The sequence below is a fragment of the Streptomyces kebangsaanensis genome (assembly GCF_001906585.1).
GTDB classification, from domain to species: Bacteria; Actinomycetota; Actinomycetes; order Streptomycetales; family Streptomycetaceae; genus Streptomyces; species Streptomyces kebangsaanensis.
The window spans coordinates 1-13,456 of record NZ_JUJA01000066.1 but is presented as its reverse complement, the minus strand read 5'-3'; the positions used below and the strand labels follow the sequence as shown (position 1 = coordinate 13,456).

Sequence of the window (13,456 nt, the reverse complement as noted above, 5' to 3'; positions counted from 1 at the left end):
GGTTGAGGGCGGGGCAGCCGAGCACCGTCACATCGTCGTGCTGCGTGGTGCCCTCGGGCTTGCGCGTGCAGCCGGCGCCCAGGTCGCTCTCGTCGAGAAGCAAGAGCTCCAGCGCGGCCGACGACAGCGGCGTCGTCTGCTGTCCGTTGTTCGCCGGAATGCCGGCGTCGGCGGAGGAGACGGGCCGGGGCTCATTGGAGTGGGTGGAGCAGGCCGGCAGGGCGAAGACGGTGACGGCGGTGAGGCCGAGGATGGTGGTGGCGATACGGACGCGCATGGCAGGACCCCTTGGTGCTGGGTGACAGTTGGGCAGTGCGGGCCGACGGGCCCGGTGGGGTCGTAGGGGAGGCGGTCAGTGGCCGAGGTGCCGCAGGCAGTCCTCGAACGTCGCGTGCGTCGCGTCCGAGGGGCCGGAGTGCCGGTTGAACCAGGCGGTGCCGAGACGCGTTTCGAGTTGCTGGTGCCCGGCACGGCAGCGCAGCCACACCTGGCCGCGGGTGGAGATGATGAGCCAGTCGCGGTACGTCCCGCACTCGGCGCAGGCGACGACCTCGTCGTCCAAGACGATGGGCCAGGGCCAGGGCATCATCCGGCCTTCGACCTGATCATGGCTGGGCACCCGCAGCTCCGGCGGCAGGAAGTCGTCGACCACGGGCGCCGGCCCAGTGGGTGCCTCCGCGGCGGTGGCCGGCTGCGCGGGGTGCTGCGGCGGCAACTGGTTCGCGACGATTTGCGCTTCGAACTCTGCGTGCCTGCGCAGTATCCCGGCGATCTCTTCCTCCGCGCGGCGGCGCCGTATCCGGTGGAACAACCGTGGTCCTCCCTCATCTCGTCCCGCACACATGATGATCGTGCCGCAACCCTCTGACCAGCTTCCATTCACAAAGCCAACAGTTATTGCCTGCGGCTACGGGATCCGGAACGCTCCTGCGTCGGCCGCTGCGGGCGGCGCGTCGGCCCCTGTGCTCCGTGCTCGCCGGGCACCGTTCCGGTGGTGTCGGCAGGGAGGTCGGCAGCCCGACGCAGCCGCCACACGAGTACGTCGCTGGCCGACTCTGCACTGTGCAGTTCCCGTCGTGTGGCTGCTTCGATGAGGAGGGTGGTCGGGTCGTGCCCGGCGCTCTCGGCGTCCGCGAGGGTGGCGGCGAGGGCGTACCAGCCGGGTTCGGCGAGGATCCGCTCCGCCAGCTCCGGCAGCGCCTGGTGCAGCACCGCTGTCTGCCGCTGCTGCAGGGGGCGGTTGAGGCGCCGACCGCGCTGGTAGAGAGCACCGAGGGGCTGCGCGGCAGCGGCCCGGTAGGCGGTGCGCAGGTGCTCGGCGGCCTGGTGTGCGGCGGCGGCTTGCTGGGCGTGGTCCCTTTTTGCGTGCCAGTGGGCGGCGGCGGTGATAAGGAAGAACAGCATGTCGATCGCCATGGCCGTGGTCGCGCCGTCCTCGCCCCGGCCGAGGGCGGGGCCGCCGTGGACGAGGTCGCGGGCGGCCTGCCGCAGGGCGCGGTCGTGCCCGCGCTCGGCCCGGACGTGCGAGCGGGAGGCCCGCTCGAACGCCCAGGCGGCGTCGCGCAGTTCCGCTCGGGTGTGGGCGGCGGAGGTCTTCGCGAGCGCGTCCAGGACCTCGCCGGCCGCCGCGATGTAGGCGGCGGCTACGGCGTCGTCGCTGTGCTCGATGACCAGCACCGCCTGCCACGCGGCCGAGGCTGTTCGTCGGCGGGCAGAGGCCGGACCGCTCGGCGCTGGACGCGCTGCCGTCGGCTCCATCGGAGCGTTGTCCTGGTCGCGGCTGTCGGCGGACCACCGTTCCCGGATACGGGGCAGGGACAGGTCCGGGGCCAGCCGCGCGCCGGGATAGAACACGGGCTCGCCGTCCTTGTTGCGGTCGTCGGGCAGGGCGACCTTGTACCCGAGCAGGTCTCCGGAGGGGGCGACGCGCTTGCGGATCAGCAGGCCGGCTGCGGCCAGCCGGTCGAAGAACTCCTCCTCGCTGGTCGCGCCGGCCACCGCGCGGCGCACCGTCTCGCGCAGCTCCTCGCGCGCGGTCCTTTCCCGGCCCTGGCGCTCGGCCTTGTGACGTTCGGCGCTGGTGGGCCGCTTCGCGGCAGTGCCGTCGCCCTTGTTGAGGCGGCGCAGTCCCAGCTCCACTTCCAGTGCGCGGGCTTGGGCCTGGACGCGGGCGGCGTCGTGGTCGAGGTCGGGTTTGTAGCCGTCCTCGCGGACGAGGGTGGCGACGATGTGGATGTGGTCGTCGGCGTGCCGGACGGCCGCCCATCGGCAGCCGGCGCCCTGGTCGGGGTCATCGATGCCGGCGGCGGCGACCATGCGGCGGGCGACGTTGCCCCACTCTTCGTCGGTGAGGATGCGGTCCTCGGCGGCATTGCGTACGGACAGGTGCCAGACGTGCTTCTTCGGCCGCTCGGTGGCGTCGATGTTCTCCAGCGGCTGGTCGAGGAGCTGCTGGAGCTGCTTGAGCGTGGCAGACTCGTCGCGGCCGGGGTCGGGGGCGTTGTGGTCCCAGGAGGCGACCAGGTGCGGGTCGGTGTGCTCCTCGTACTTGCCCGGTCCGTACAGGTAATAGAGGAGGCCGAGGGTGCGCTGCCCGCGCTTTTGGATCCTGGGAATCATGCCGTGGGGTGTTCCTAGTCCTGGTCGAGGAGTTGGTCGGTGGCGTGCTGGACACGCTGGATGGCCTGTTCAGTGGCGGTGATGACGGCGTCCAGTTCGGGCGGATGGGCTCCGGCGTTGATCGCGCGGGTGACCTGGTTGAGGTTGTTGCCGACGTGGCCGAGGTGCCGGCGGGCGGCGAACAGCTCGGCGACGAGTTCGCGGCGTCCGGCGATGGCAGCGGCGGTCGTATCAAGGTCGCGGGCGGCGGCGAGGCCGCTGCGAGCGAGGAAGCCAGGCAGGGTCGTGCGCGCGGCGGTCGCAGCGGCAGCGAGTAGGGCCTTCTCGTCGTTGTTCAGGCGAACACTGCATACGTAAGTGCGCTTGCGTGAGGGCGGCTTCGGTGAGCGCTTGCGCGAGGTCTTCTTCGCGACGCGGCGTTCGCGCGGCGATGGCTGCGTCTCCGGCTGCGATCCGCCCTCGGTCGCTGCCTCGCGGACCAGCACCCCCCGGTGCTGGTCCGCTCCCGCCACCCCCGTGGCGGGCTCGGCCGAAGACGCCTTCCCCGACGGGGAAGAGTGTCTCGGTCGATAACTTGCTCGCCTCGAGACCGAGTTGAGGTCGGGTCCAGGTTCAGGGGCGTTGCGGTGCTTGTTCGGGTTCGTCATCGGCTTCCGGGCCTCATAGAGCGGGTGCGGTGCTGGATAATGGCAGCCAGCTCGACGACGTCGGCCGGCCCCGCGAGGACGCGGACGGGCCCGTTGGCCTTGTGCTGGACGAGCCATTGGCCGTTCGGGGCGAGGATTGCGGCGTGTAGGAGCCGTCGACGGACCAAGACGTCCGCCCAGGCACTGGCCTCGGCAGCGGTCGGAGGAGATGAGCGTGCTACGCGACGGTCGATGGTTGTGCCTCCTGGATGGGGACGGTGGCCCGGCGCTGGGTCGGGCCACCGGCTGTTCTATGGGGCCCTGAGTTGCGGTTTTGTGAGCGTCAGCCGCACTCGGGGCAGTGCCCAACGTGTCGGCTGAGGGCCTTGGCCATCTGCTGCTTGGTCGATAGAGCGCGCTTCGCGCTGGTCTTCGCTGCCGGCCTGCCGGCGTGCCGCTCCGAGTGGGCGCTCAGAAAACCGATCTCCCGCTCGAAATCACGGCGGATGAGGGTGAAGCGGCGGCAGGTCTTCATCGGGCGGTGCTCCTTGTCGTTGTAGTGGTCGTCTCGCTCCGCAGCTGCTGCAGGACGAGGCTCAATCTGTCGTTCCGACCGCCCGTGAGGCCCTCACGCCGGAGGATTTCCCGCAGCTGAACGCGAGTTATGGCCTCGTTGCCGTCCCGCTCCAGAAGGGCGGGGACGTGGGGAAGGACCTGTCGTACGAGGTTGTCCACGACCGCCTGCTGTTCCTGTGAGGGCCGCTGCGCCTGCTGGCCATGTGACCTGCTGTCGCGCCTTCCCTTGCCCTTGGGCTTCGTTGTCGGCTTCCGCCGGAGGGGGACCTTGTGTCCCCGGTCCCTGGTGGGGTCGGTCCCCGTGTCGGGGGTGGTCGGTCCCCGGTCCCTGGTGGGGTCGGTCCCCGTGTCGGGGGTGGTCGGTCCCCGGTCCCTGGTGGGGTCGGTCCCCGTGTCGGGGGTGGTCGGTCCCCGGTCCCCGGTGGGGTCGGTCCCCGACTCGGCGTCACTCGGTCCCCGGTGCGGTTCAGGGGCCTGAGCAGGCGCTTCGACCGCAGCGAGGTCGGTCCCCACGCGGAAGGCGGGCCCCTGCTTGGACTCCGGCCTGACCGCCTCGGTCCCCGCGTCACGGTCCCCGGTCCCCAGCTCGGTCCCCACGTCACGGTCCCGGATTCCGGGGACCGGTCCCCTCTCCGCGTACGGTCCCCGGTCCCCGGTGGATTCGGAGGTGGTGCGGGGACCGTCGATGGGGACCGTGGTGCTCCAGGCCGTCGATGCGGGGACCGTGCCGGTCGTCGTGTTGTCGTGGTGCGGGGACCAAGGGGAGGGCAGAGGGACCGTGGCGAGCGCGAGTGCGTGCCGACGGGCGGCGAGCTGGTCGAGCAGCTCGGCGCGCTGGGCAGGGTCCGTTCCGACCGAGGCCCGGCCGATCGCCTTGGACAGCCTTCGCGTGAGGCGCCGGCCATGCCAGCTCTGCTGCTGCTTGGGGGTGCGTTCGGCGAGGCGGGCGGCGAGCGCGACCGCGCGGGCGGTGGCGCGATCGCGGGTGATCTGCGCGGCGTCGCGGTCCCGTGCGGCGATGCCGAGGCGGGACAGCAGCCGCTCGCGTGTCTCACGCCCGAGGGTGGCGATCAGGCCGTGGGAGGCGGCGCCGGGGGTGCGCAGGCGCAGTTCGATGCCCATGGCGAGGTGCCACAGCATCGCCGCCATGACCGGTCCGACGAAGGCGCGGACGGTGCCGCCGACGGGGCCGCTCTCGGCGTAGGCAGGGATCACCTGTACTCCGGTGATGACCCATACCAGGGTGCCCGGCAGTCCGGGCGCTCCCTGGGTGGCCAGGTTCTGCCGGGCCATCAGTGCGGTGGCGAAGAGGGCGAGTTCGGCGGCGGCGAACATGCCGACGCGTTCGGCGGTGCCGGCCATGTCGAGGTAGTCGGCGGCGAACCGCCAGCTCGTGTCCGCGCTGTAGGCGGTGCAGCCGAGCGCGGCGAGCGCGGCTACTTTGACCGCTGGGTTGCCGAGACGTTTCTGTGGACGGGCGCCCCGGTGCCGGATCACCCAGGCGGTCAGGGCCAGCGCCAGGGTGGTGACGGGGACGCCGATGGCGAGGAGGAGGGGCAGGTCCGGGACGGCACCGAGGGACAGAACGGTGGGGTGGGTCATGCGGCCTTTCCGTGAGAGGCGTGCGCCGAGGTGGGTTTCGCCGGCTGGCATACCGGCGGCTTCGTGCCGGGTTCGGCGGACGCGGGTCGACTGGTCGTCGGGGCGGTCTGCGTCCCCTTCTTCTTGTTCTTGCGCCTCGGTACGCCGAGGGTCCGGTCGCGGTCGAAGACCTTGTTGGCGGCCTGCCGCAGCAGGTCACGGGCGTGCTTGTGGCTGATCTGCAGGGCGGCGGCGAGCCGGTCGGGGCGCCAGCCCCGGACGTAGGCGTGGTCGATGACGACCTGGCGCTCGGTCCCGGTCAGGTGCACATCGCGTCCGTTGAAGAAGGCGATCACGCGGCCGTAGTCGAGGCGCTGGGGCAGCCCGTCGTGCCAGGGCCGCCGCTCCGCCTCGGTCAGCCCGCCCCAGATGCCCTCCTTGAGGACGTTCTCCAGGGCGTAGTTGAGGCAGTCACGGCGGACCGGGCACAGGCCGCACAGTTCCTTCGCCTCGGCGATGGCCTCGTAGTCCCGGGGCAGCGGGAAGAAGGTGGCGTCGGCGTCCTCGGGGTCCATGCCGTGGCACACGCCGCGGACGTGCCAACTGGTGTCGCCGATGCCACGCAGGCCGGTGGCCGGCGCGTCGTGAGTGGTGATGTGGCGCAAGGTGGTCTCCGATGTGCTGCCGCGTCGGCCGGTCGGAGCCGGCGGTGGGCGGACGCGGCGTCGGGTGCCGGCTGCGGCGTGGGGCGGTGCCGCAGCCGGGGCGGGACGGTGGTGTTGCGCGGGTGCACCGGGCGGGGTGCACCACTAGGTGGGCCGGTCAGGCCATCACGGGCTGCTGGGTCTGCTGTGCGGCGAGGTCGAGGCGGCAGTGGTGCGGGGTGGCACGTGCGGCGTTGCCGCGTGCGACGCCGTGGGGGTCGATGCGCCGACGGCGGCAGGGCTCGCCTACCTGGGCCTGGCACCATTCGCAGTGGACCGAGAGCGCGTCGGGCTTGCCCTGGGCGATGGCCGCCTCGCGTGCCGCTCGGGCGGGTCGGTAGGGCGCGAGGGCGGCTCGGGCCTCTGGCGGGATGCAGGAGCCGACTTCCTTCAGCCGCGCCTCCAGCTGCGGGTCGATCCGGCGGCTGGTGATCTGCCGGTACTGCGCGGGCTGCGCGCTGCCGGTGGCGACGGCGCGGCGGGTGCCGACCAGCTCGGCGGTCCAGGCCGCCTGGTCGTCGGGGTCGGCGGACGGGGTGGGGTCGGTGTGCCGCTGGAGGCGGTCGCGCCGATAGCTCTCCCACGGCCGGGCGATGTCCGCGGGCAGGATCTGGTACGGCGAGACCCGGATGTGCTGGCGAGCGGCGGTGCAGGCGTCCCAGCCGTGCGGCGTGGTCATCGGTACATCGGCGAGCAGCTCGTGCCACTGGGCGAGCTGGTCGCGGGCCTCGCCCTGGTCGGTGCGGATGGTGCGGGGGTCGAGTCGGCCGATGTAGGCCAGCAGGGCGGCGATTTCGCGGCGGTCCACGGCTACTCCGTTCCGGTTGGTTCGTCGAGGGCGGCGAGGAGGGCGGCGGTGTGGGCCTCGGCGCGGGTCATGCCGCCTGCCGGGGTGGGGCCGCTGCCGGGCAGGGCGTAGAGGCTCGGGCGGCCGGGAGCGTGTTCCCGGGCGATCCAGGAGCGCCAGTCGGCGGCCCAGGCGCTCGCCGAGCGGGGCTTCCAGTCGGCCCGGTGGGCACGCCACTTCGCGTCGGCGGCGCGCAGGCCGTCCTCGCCGAGGCGGGCGAGGTGCCCCTGCTGGTGGGCCCAGGCTTGGGTCGCAGGGTCGACCTGCCACTCGCTGGCTGAGGTGAGGGCAGTGCCACTCCTGCTGCCTTTACGGTTCACCTTCGGTTCTCTACGGTTCTGGGGGTTGGATTCCGTACCTTGCGGGGTGCGGATTCCGGCACGTCGGGGGGTCGGATTCCGTCGTGAGGGGCCGGATTCCGCACCGGTCTGATTCCGGCGGGAAGGAGCGGATTCCGTACCCTCCTTGGGCCAGATTCCGTGCCGCCGGAGCCGCTTCTCGTCCAGCTCGGGCACCGGGTCGGAGTTCGTTGGCGGCTCGATGTACGCGTCCGGGTCCTCCCGCGTGGCTGCCGCGACCTTGGCCAGCCACGCGGCGGCGCGCGGCAGGCGGTAGGCCGTGGTGCGCTGCGGGCCCTGCAGATGGTCCAGCACCTTCAGCTCGCCGCTCTGGACGAGCGACGTGAGCGCGTCGCGTACTGCGGTCCGGCTCGCGTTCGTGCGCTCGATCAGGCTGGAGAGTGAGGCCCAGGCGACGCACTGCTCGTCCGGTACACGGTCGGCGATCGACAGCAGGACCAGACGCGCGGTCCCACGGCTGGAGCTGTGCTCCCACACCCACTCGCGGGCGTCGACGCTCATCGGCCGCTCCCGATCGTCGGGTGGGAGGGCTGCATCAGCCCGGCGGCCGGGACATGTTCACGTCGCAGGCGGGTGGAGGCGGGGAAGTGGGCGGCTGCCGCGCAGGCCAGGCCGTTGGGCCTTTTGCGCAGGGCGGAGCGCATGCAAGAATCTCCTTCGGTGTTGCCACGCTGAGACGCCCCGTGGAAGGGATCAGCGTGGTGATGGTGGCGATCTCCGCCCTTGCCGGGGCGGTTAGTGCCGTTGAAGCGTTCGGCGTCCGGGAGTTGCCGCTCTCGGGCGCCGCCGCTGTTTGCGGGCCTACGTGGCCCGGAGTGTGCGCATGCCACTGCTCCTCACGTTCGTCGCGCCGGGCGGTCTGCCCGGGGACGACGAACATACGCACGGCCCTGCGTCAAGATCCAGACTTGGTTCTCAAACTCTGTAGAAGTCGTGGAAGGTGAGGCGCTCGAGCGGGGTGGGCCAAGGAGGGCATGCGGCGACTTTCGGTGTGGGGCGCAGAGACGTTTCGCCTCGATGCGCGCAGCGGCTTGAACGGAGGTAAGCTGACAGCCCACCTCGATCGACGGAACGAAACTATCCTCGTTTGACTTATTGATCAAGTGGGTGGAGTGCCGCCGCACACCCCATCGGACCAGGAAGGACATGTTGGATGCCGGTCCGCCGGTTCGACGCCCAGCGCCTGCTACTTGCGCGCAGGGAAGAAAATCTCAAGCAGAGCGCTGTCGCGCAGGTTGTCGGTGTCAGTGCTGCCCGTGTCAGCGCTTGGGAAACGGGGCGGTCCGTGCCTGACCCGGAGAAGCTGCCACGGCTGGCCGGGGCTGTGAAGCGGGACTTGGACGCGTTGTTCCCGCGGGAGGGGCGCCCCGATCTTGCGGATCTGCGAGCCGATGCCGGCTACTCCCAAAGCGCAACCCGAGAGTTGACCAGGACCAGGACGCCGGGGCCGGTGGCTGCCGCGGAGAACGGGCAGCGGCGGTTGGCGAAGGAGTATGAGGAGCTCCTCGCGGGCGCTTATGGGGTGAGTGTGGCGGCGCTGCGGCGGGCACAGGAGCGTTCCTTCGGGCATGACGTGCCCGAGCCGGACGAGTTGGGGCCCGGGGAGGATGTTCCAGGTGGTGGCACGACGTTGCCGGCCACACTCGAAGGAAAGATTGCGTACCTACTGGAGCAGTTGCCCGAGCCGCTTTCGGATGTCGAGGTCGCGGATCGGGGGAACAGCAGTGCCGGGTCGCAGGTCCTGACGGAGGATCTGGTGCGAGGGCTGAGGATGGGCACGGTGGCGGAGGCATCCGATGAGGTCCTCGGCGCACTCGCGGAGGCCCTCGACACCACGCCTCTCTTCTTCAGATCCGGCGATGCTGGCGTTCAGCGGGTCATAGCGGAGACCCTGGTACTTAGGAACCAGGTTGCCGCGATCGCTGCCCGCGGCGGTGCGGAAGAAGGACTGTCGGGAGAGCTGTTGGCGTTCATCAACAAGGAAGTCGCCAAGGCTCGCGCGGAAGCCGTCGCGCACCGCGACCACCCCACCTCCGGATAGACCTGCTGACGCTTCAGCAATCGGTACCGTGCGGCTGGCCGCCCCTTGGCGGCGTGGCTGGGCCAACTGCTGGTCATAGGCGCACGGGGACGTAAGCGGTCCTGTTTTCGGCGTGTGCGAGGAGCACCTGCTGCCACACCTCGGCCAGGTGCGGCGGGATCAGACCGTCCTCCATGCCGTGGGGCTGGCAGAACCGGTACTCGCTCAACTCGCTCTCCTGCAGTGTGATCGCCGCCTGGTCGTCGGAGGTAAGGATGCCGCCGTCGAAGATGTACAGCGCTTGGGCTCCCTTGTCTGCGATCGTGATCCAGGCATGGACCAGCAGGCGGCCGATGGGAGGGGTGATGCCCAGCTCTTCGCGGACCTCGCGGACGGCCGCGTCGTGCGGGGTCTCGCCCTGGTCGATGTCGATGCCTCCGCCGGGCAGGTTCCAGTAGTCCTTGTACGTCGGATTGACGATGAGGACCTCGCCGTCGTGGTTGAAGAACACGGCGGCAGCTGATGCGGTCAGAGCGTTCATAGTCATCCTTTTGCGGTGTGGGTTGCGGGGGAGGGAGTCAGGTCCTCCAGGATCGCTACGGTGTGGGGGCTGGCCTTGCGGTACGCGCGGGCGACCCGCAGAAGCCAGGACACCTCCGAGGCGAAGTCGTCACCGACGGTGTGGAAGGCGACCGGTGCTCCGGCAGGGGCGTCTACGGTGGTGAGTGCGGCCTTGAGCCAGTACGCCTCAGCGGCGGCATCAGCATCCTGGGCGGTATGACCCTCGGCGTCGGCGAGCCGGCGGGCGCGCTGGAAGAGATCGGACGGAGCACGGCGGCGCAGCTCGTGGGTGACGTCACGGATCTCGGTGACATAGCGGCCGAGGCGGATCTGCGGAGTGGCGTCGTGGGAGAAGATGTCCCGCATCGCGTTGATGAACGCGGCGGCGCGGTGGCCGCCCAACAGCAAGCTCGGCTGGTGCAGTGCGATGCCGTCGATGGCCAGGACCAAATCACGCCACAGCTGATGCAGGCCGATGATGGCCTTGATGGCGCGAATCCGGGTGGCGAGCGCATGAGCGGCGGGCGTGACGGAACCGAGCAGCCACAGTGCGAACCCTACGTACAGCACGATGTCGGTGACATGCTCCTGGACGGTGCCGGCCGCGGCGGTCGCCGGGTGCAAGGTGATCGCTGCGAGGTAGACGGAGCGCAGCACGGCGTAGACGATGAACAGGGCCATGCCCGCGGCCATCATCGTCAGCCCGGTCCGCAGGCTCCGGCGTCGGGCGAGGCGCGCGGCGCGACCCCACTGATAGGCGCACACGGCGGCGGCTGCGGCGGTGTAGATGTTGAACAGACCCAGGTACAGGGCCAGGCCCGGTTCGCCGATGTGTCGGCCCATGAAGTGTGGGCTGTCGACGCCGGTCTTCGAGCGGTCCAGGACCAGGAAGAACACGGTAGTCAGGCACAGGACGGTCGCCAGCGAGGCGCGGGCAGCAGCGCGGTGCACCACGGAGGTGATCTTGATGTGACGGGCGGTGGCGTCCTCGTCCTGGTAGACGTCGGTGACGTAGGTCAGCAGGACGCAGATCCCGGCGATGGCCAACACGTGCTTGAGCAGGGTAGGCAAGTCGCTGACGCCGAGCGGATCGATCACGGCGCGGCCGGTGTCGGTGCGTAACCACCAAGCGACGGCGAACGCGGCGAAAGCACCCCACAGGGAGCGCTCGCGGCGCCGACCGCGCAACGCCGCGGGCAGACGGACGGCGGCCTGCAGCAGCAGGAGCCCGATGATCAGGGAGACGAACGCATCAGCGATGGACACGGTTCTTCCGGGAAGTGTGGGGGCGGGTGCGGGGGAGGAAGGTCAGGCGGGACAGGTCCTCATCGAGGTGCCGGAGCGTGGCGTCCTCGATGTAGTCGGTGTCGTACGCCTCGTGGTGGAGCAGATCGGCCAGCATCTCGGCGCGTATCTCGGCGTGGGAGTCGTAGCGGTGCCGGGCCATGATCCGGCCTCGCTTGGTGAGGCGCTGCAGGGCGTGGGGCGGAAAGTCCGGCAGGAGCCGGATGAGTTGCTCAAAGCTGGCTTCAGTCGGGTCGTCGCACCACAGGTGGGCGAGCTCGTGGAGGATGATCCTTTGGCGGTGGAAGGCGGTGGTGCCTTCCACATACAGGATCAAGTCGACCGGAACGTCGTCCAGTTGGAGCCACAGACCGCACACGTCGGTGTTCGTCAGCAGGTGGTCGGGGATGGCCACCAGTTTGATCCGCCGACCGCGCTCGGACTCGATGCCAGCGATTAAACCGTCCAGGGTGAAGGGTTGCGGCACTGGCATCTGAGCCAGCAGCTCCTGGCATTCCCGACGGATCGCACGCCGGTTGACCACCTGGCGGCCCGAACACGTCGACTTCCCGAGGGACGGAGTCCTGCCCTGGCCGTCGCGTAGCTTCGACCACATCGCGCGTCACAGTCTCCTTGCCTTAGAAGCCGTTATCAATCCGAGCGTGGTGGCTTTGATTTCGCAGGTCAGGCATGTTCTCGGCGAGTGGGCGGCAGGGATGGCGGTGTCGTGTCACCGCATCGTCGGAGGGCTGGATGCCGTCGCCCATGGGGCTGCTGGAGGAGCGGGAGCTGTCCGCGCGTCAGCGCTTGGAGGAGTGCCGTGAGGAGGCAGAGCGCGCTGCGGCCGCGCTCGCCGAGGCGGAGCGGGCCTGCGAGCGCGCGGTGATCGCGCGGGAGGAGTTCGCGGCGGCGCTGGCCCAGGCCCGCGCGGCGGACGGTCCGCCGCCGGATAGCGGGGGTCGGAGTGCGGCCGCGGCGCCGGGCACGATCGTGCCCGATTGGCGGCCCGGCCTTCGGCCGGCCGTCCTCGCCCCGGACTACCAGCGGATCATCGGCGCCCTGGAGGCGGCGGTGCGGGAGGGGATGGGGCCGCTGAACTGCCGTCAGATCGCCGCTCGGTTGGGCTGGGAGACCTCGGCCGCCGGGGTGGAGCGGGTGCGAGCCAAGGCCCGGCGGGTGGCCGAGCGGGGCTGGCTGGTCAAGGAGCCGGACGGCCGGTTCAGCGCCGTGCGGCCAGGCGGCGGGTCATGAGCGCGGTCATCGACCAGTAGATCATCGCCTCCGCGGCCGTGGTGGTGCGCTCGTAGTCGCGCGCCAGGCGACGGGTGCGCAGCAGCCATCCGTTGGTCCGCTCGACCACCCAGCGGCGCGGCAGCACCGCGAAGCCCACCGTGTTCTCCGCGCGCTTGACCACCTGCAGCACCAGTCGTAGTGCGGCACCGGCCCATTCCACCAGCGCCCCGCTGTAGGAGCTGTCGGCCCAGATCAACTTCAAGCGGAAGTACCGGGCGCGCAGGGGCGGCAGCATAGCGTGCGCGGCGTCGCGGTCGGTGGTCGAGGCGGCGGTCACCAGTACGGCCAGCAGCAGCCCGAGACAGTCGACCACCAGATGGCGCTTGCGCCCATTGATCTTCTTTCCGCCGTCGAAGCCGCGCGAGCCGGCACCGACCACGGCATCGGCCTTGACCGACTGGGAGTCGATGATCCCGGCTGACGGCTCCGGGTCACGGCCCTCCTTCATGCGCACCTGTCGACGCAGCCGGTCGTGCAGCTCGGCCAGCAGGCCCTGCGCGAGGTAGCGGCGGAAGAAGCGGTAGACGGCCGCCCAGTCGGGGAAGTCGACCGGCATCGCGCGCCACTTGATGCCGCCGTCGACCAGGTAGAGCACGGCGTCGACCATCACGCGGTGGCAGTAGGACTCCGGTCGGCCGCCCCGCCCCTGAAGCCAGCGCGGCATCGGCAGCGCGTCGCGGACCACCGCCCACTCAGCGTCGGTCAGATCGCTGGGGTAGCGGCGCACACGGCCTTCGTGGTCGGCGGCGTTGCCGAACCGGTGAGCGAGGCAATCGCACCGCGACACGCCGGAGTTGGACGCCGACGCGACGGGCGCGGAAGACTGTGACACCTGGGCCTCCTGGGTGCTTGTTGACTCGACATCTCCGAGCTACGCAGGAGGCCCTTCCTTCATGCGCCGGCCAGTCCGTGATCATCCGAACGGGAGCAAGACCCGCACGCCCGTCCGTTCCTCAAGCTGCAAGATCGCTTTGATAACGGCTTCT

15 protein-coding genes and 1 pseudogene are annotated in these 13,456 nt (G+C 70.6%); 2 read left to right on the top strand and 14 right to left on the bottom strand.

What is annotated here, in order from left to right:
• From RH94_RS09490 to RH94_RS40690, 10 genes and pseudogenes are all read right to left on the bottom strand, one after another.
• Nucleotides 1-277: pseudogene (locus RH94_RS09490) on the bottom strand (hypothetical protein); the annotation flags it as partial.
• Between the two features lie 75 nt (nucleotides 278-352).
• A complete protein-coding gene (locus RH94_RS09485; RefSeq protein ID WP_073947187.1) occupies nucleotides 353-811 on the bottom strand; it encodes a hypothetical protein in 459 nt (152 codons plus the stop codon).
• Between the two features lie 83 nt (nucleotides 812-894).
• The gene (locus RH94_RS09480) at nucleotides 895-2,619 is read right to left on the bottom strand and encodes a relaxase/mobilization nuclease domain-containing protein (RefSeq protein ID WP_073947186.1); all 1,725 of its coding nucleotides are present in this window, start codon (nucleotides 2,617-2,619) and stop codon (nucleotides 895-897) included.
• Nucleotides 2,620-2,633: 14 nt separating this feature from the next.
• Nucleotides 2,634-3,104 (bottom strand): plasmid mobilization protein, encoded by a 471-nt coding sequence (locus RH94_RS09475; protein WP_234425651.1) that lies wholly within the window; start codon nucleotides 3,102-3,104, stop codon nucleotides 2,634-2,636.
• Nucleotides 3,105-3,588: 484 nt separating this feature from the next.
• Nucleotides 3,589-3,780: a hypothetical protein gene (locus tag RH94_RS09465; RefSeq protein ID WP_073947183.1), complete on the bottom strand. Its 192-nt coding sequence runs from the start codon at nucleotides 3,778-3,780 to the stop codon at nucleotides 3,589-3,591.
• Entirely contained in the window at nucleotides 3,777-5,423 is a 1,647-nt protein-coding gene (locus RH94_RS09460) for a hypothetical protein (RefSeq protein ID WP_073947182.1), read from the bottom strand. Before RH94_RS09460 ends, RH94_RS09465 begins: the two co-directional genes overlap by 4 nt.
• Entirely contained in the window at nucleotides 5,420-6,067 is a 648-nt protein-coding gene (locus RH94_RS09455; protein ID WP_073947181.1) for a WhiB family transcriptional regulator, read from the bottom strand. Before RH94_RS09455 ends, RH94_RS09460 begins: the two co-directional genes overlap by 4 nt.
• Nucleotides 6,068-6,224: 157 nt before the next feature.
• The gene (locus RH94_RS09450) at nucleotides 6,225-6,914 is read right to left on the bottom strand and encodes a zinc finger domain-containing protein (protein ID WP_073947180.1); all 690 of its coding nucleotides are present in this window, start codon (nucleotides 6,912-6,914) and stop codon (nucleotides 6,225-6,227) included.
• A gap of 2 nt (nucleotides 6,915-6,916) precedes the next feature.
• Nucleotides 6,917-7,813, bottom strand: a complete 897-nt coding sequence (locus tag RH94_RS09445; protein ID WP_073947179.1) for a helix-turn-helix domain-containing protein — start codon at nucleotides 7,811-7,813, stop codon at nucleotides 6,917-6,919.
• Nucleotides 7,810-7,956: a hypothetical protein gene (locus tag RH94_RS40690; RefSeq protein ID WP_158073039.1), complete on the bottom strand. Its 147-nt coding sequence runs from the start codon at nucleotides 7,954-7,956 to the stop codon at nucleotides 7,810-7,812. The genes RH94_RS09445 and RH94_RS40690 overlap by 4 nt, the downstream gene beginning before the upstream one ends.
• Nucleotides 7,957-8,465: 509 nt before the next feature.
• Between RH94_RS40690 and RH94_RS09440 the strand changes: the two genes are divergently transcribed.
• Nucleotides 8,466-9,353, top strand: a complete 888-nt coding sequence (locus RH94_RS09440) for a helix-turn-helix transcriptional regulator (protein WP_073947178.1) — start codon at nucleotides 8,466-8,468, stop codon at nucleotides 9,351-9,353.
• Nucleotides 9,354-9,426: 73 nt separating this feature from the next.
• Here RH94_RS09440 and RH94_RS09435 read toward each other — a convergent pair whose 3' ends face one another.
• From RH94_RS09435 to RH94_RS09425, 3 genes are read right to left on the bottom strand one after another with little or no spacing between them, the layout of a single operon-like run.
• Nucleotides 9,427-9,873 carry an NUDIX domain-containing protein gene (locus tag RH94_RS09435; RefSeq protein WP_073947177.1) on the bottom strand — a complete coding sequence of 149 codons (447 nt, stop codon included), beginning with the start codon at nucleotides 9,871-9,873 and terminating at the stop codon, nucleotides 9,427-9,429.
• A gap of 2 nt (nucleotides 9,874-9,875) precedes the next feature.
• Complete coding sequence (locus RH94_RS09430) at nucleotides 9,876-11,159, bottom strand: MAB_1171c family putative transporter (RefSeq protein WP_073947176.1); 1,284 nt, start codon at nucleotides 11,157-11,159, stop codon at nucleotides 9,876-9,878.
• Nucleotides 11,146-11,670 (bottom strand): hypothetical protein, encoded by a 525-nt coding sequence (locus tag RH94_RS09425; RefSeq protein WP_199880904.1) that lies wholly within the window; start codon nucleotides 11,668-11,670, stop codon nucleotides 11,146-11,148. The genes RH94_RS09430 and RH94_RS09425 overlap by 14 nt, the downstream gene beginning before the upstream one ends.
• A gap of 260 nt (nucleotides 11,671-11,930) precedes the next feature.
• Between RH94_RS09425 and RH94_RS09420 the strand changes: the two genes are divergently transcribed.
• On the top strand, nucleotides 11,931-12,428 hold the full coding sequence (locus RH94_RS09420) for a hypothetical protein (RefSeq protein WP_073947175.1): 498 nt from the start codon (nucleotides 11,931-11,933) through the stop codon (nucleotides 12,426-12,428).
• Here the strand turns inward: RH94_RS09420 and RH94_RS09415 are convergent.
• Entirely contained in the window at nucleotides 12,397-13,302 is a 906-nt protein-coding gene (locus RH94_RS09415) for an IS5 family transposase (RefSeq protein WP_073947174.1), read from the bottom strand. The two genes, RH94_RS09420 and RH94_RS09415, sit on opposite strands and share 32 nt — an antisense overlap.
• Nucleotides 13,303-13,456: the final 154 nt, after the last annotated feature.

Coding starts and splice junctions, on each gene's coding strand:
- RH94_RS09435 (WP_073947177.1), bottom strand. CDS start 9,873: ATGAACGCTCTGACCGCATCAGCTGCCGCCGTGTTCTTCAACCACGAC.
- RH94_RS09460 (WP_073947182.1), bottom strand. CDS start 5,423: ATGACCCACCCCACCGTTCTGTCCCTCGGTGCCGTCCCGGACCTGCCC.
- RH94_RS09440 (WP_073947178.1), top strand. CDS start 8,466: ATGCCGGTCCGCCGGTTCGACGCCCAGCGCCTGCTACTTGCGCGCAGG.
- RH94_RS40690 (WP_158073039.1), bottom strand. CDS start 7,956: ATGCGCTCCGCCCTGCGCAAAAGGCCCAACGGCCTGGCCTGCGCGGCA.
- RH94_RS09480 (WP_073947186.1), bottom strand. CDS start 2,619: ATGATTCCCAGGATCCAAAAGCGCGGGCAGCGCACCCTCGGCCTCCTC.
- RH94_RS09420 (WP_073947175.1), top strand. CDS start 11,931: ATGCCGTCGCCCATGGGGCTGCTGGAGGAGCGGGAGCTGTCCGCGCGT.
- RH94_RS09425 (WP_199880904.1), bottom strand. CDS start 11,670: ATGCCAGTGCCGCAACCCTTCACCCTGGACGGTTTAATCGCTGGCATC.
- RH94_RS09445 (WP_073947179.1), bottom strand. CDS start 7,813: ATGAGCGTCGACGCCCGCGAGTGGGTGTGGGAGCACAGCTCCAGCCGT.
- RH94_RS09465 (WP_073947183.1), bottom strand. CDS start 3,780: ATGAAGACCTGCCGCCGCTTCACCCTCATCCGCCGTGATTTCGAGCGG.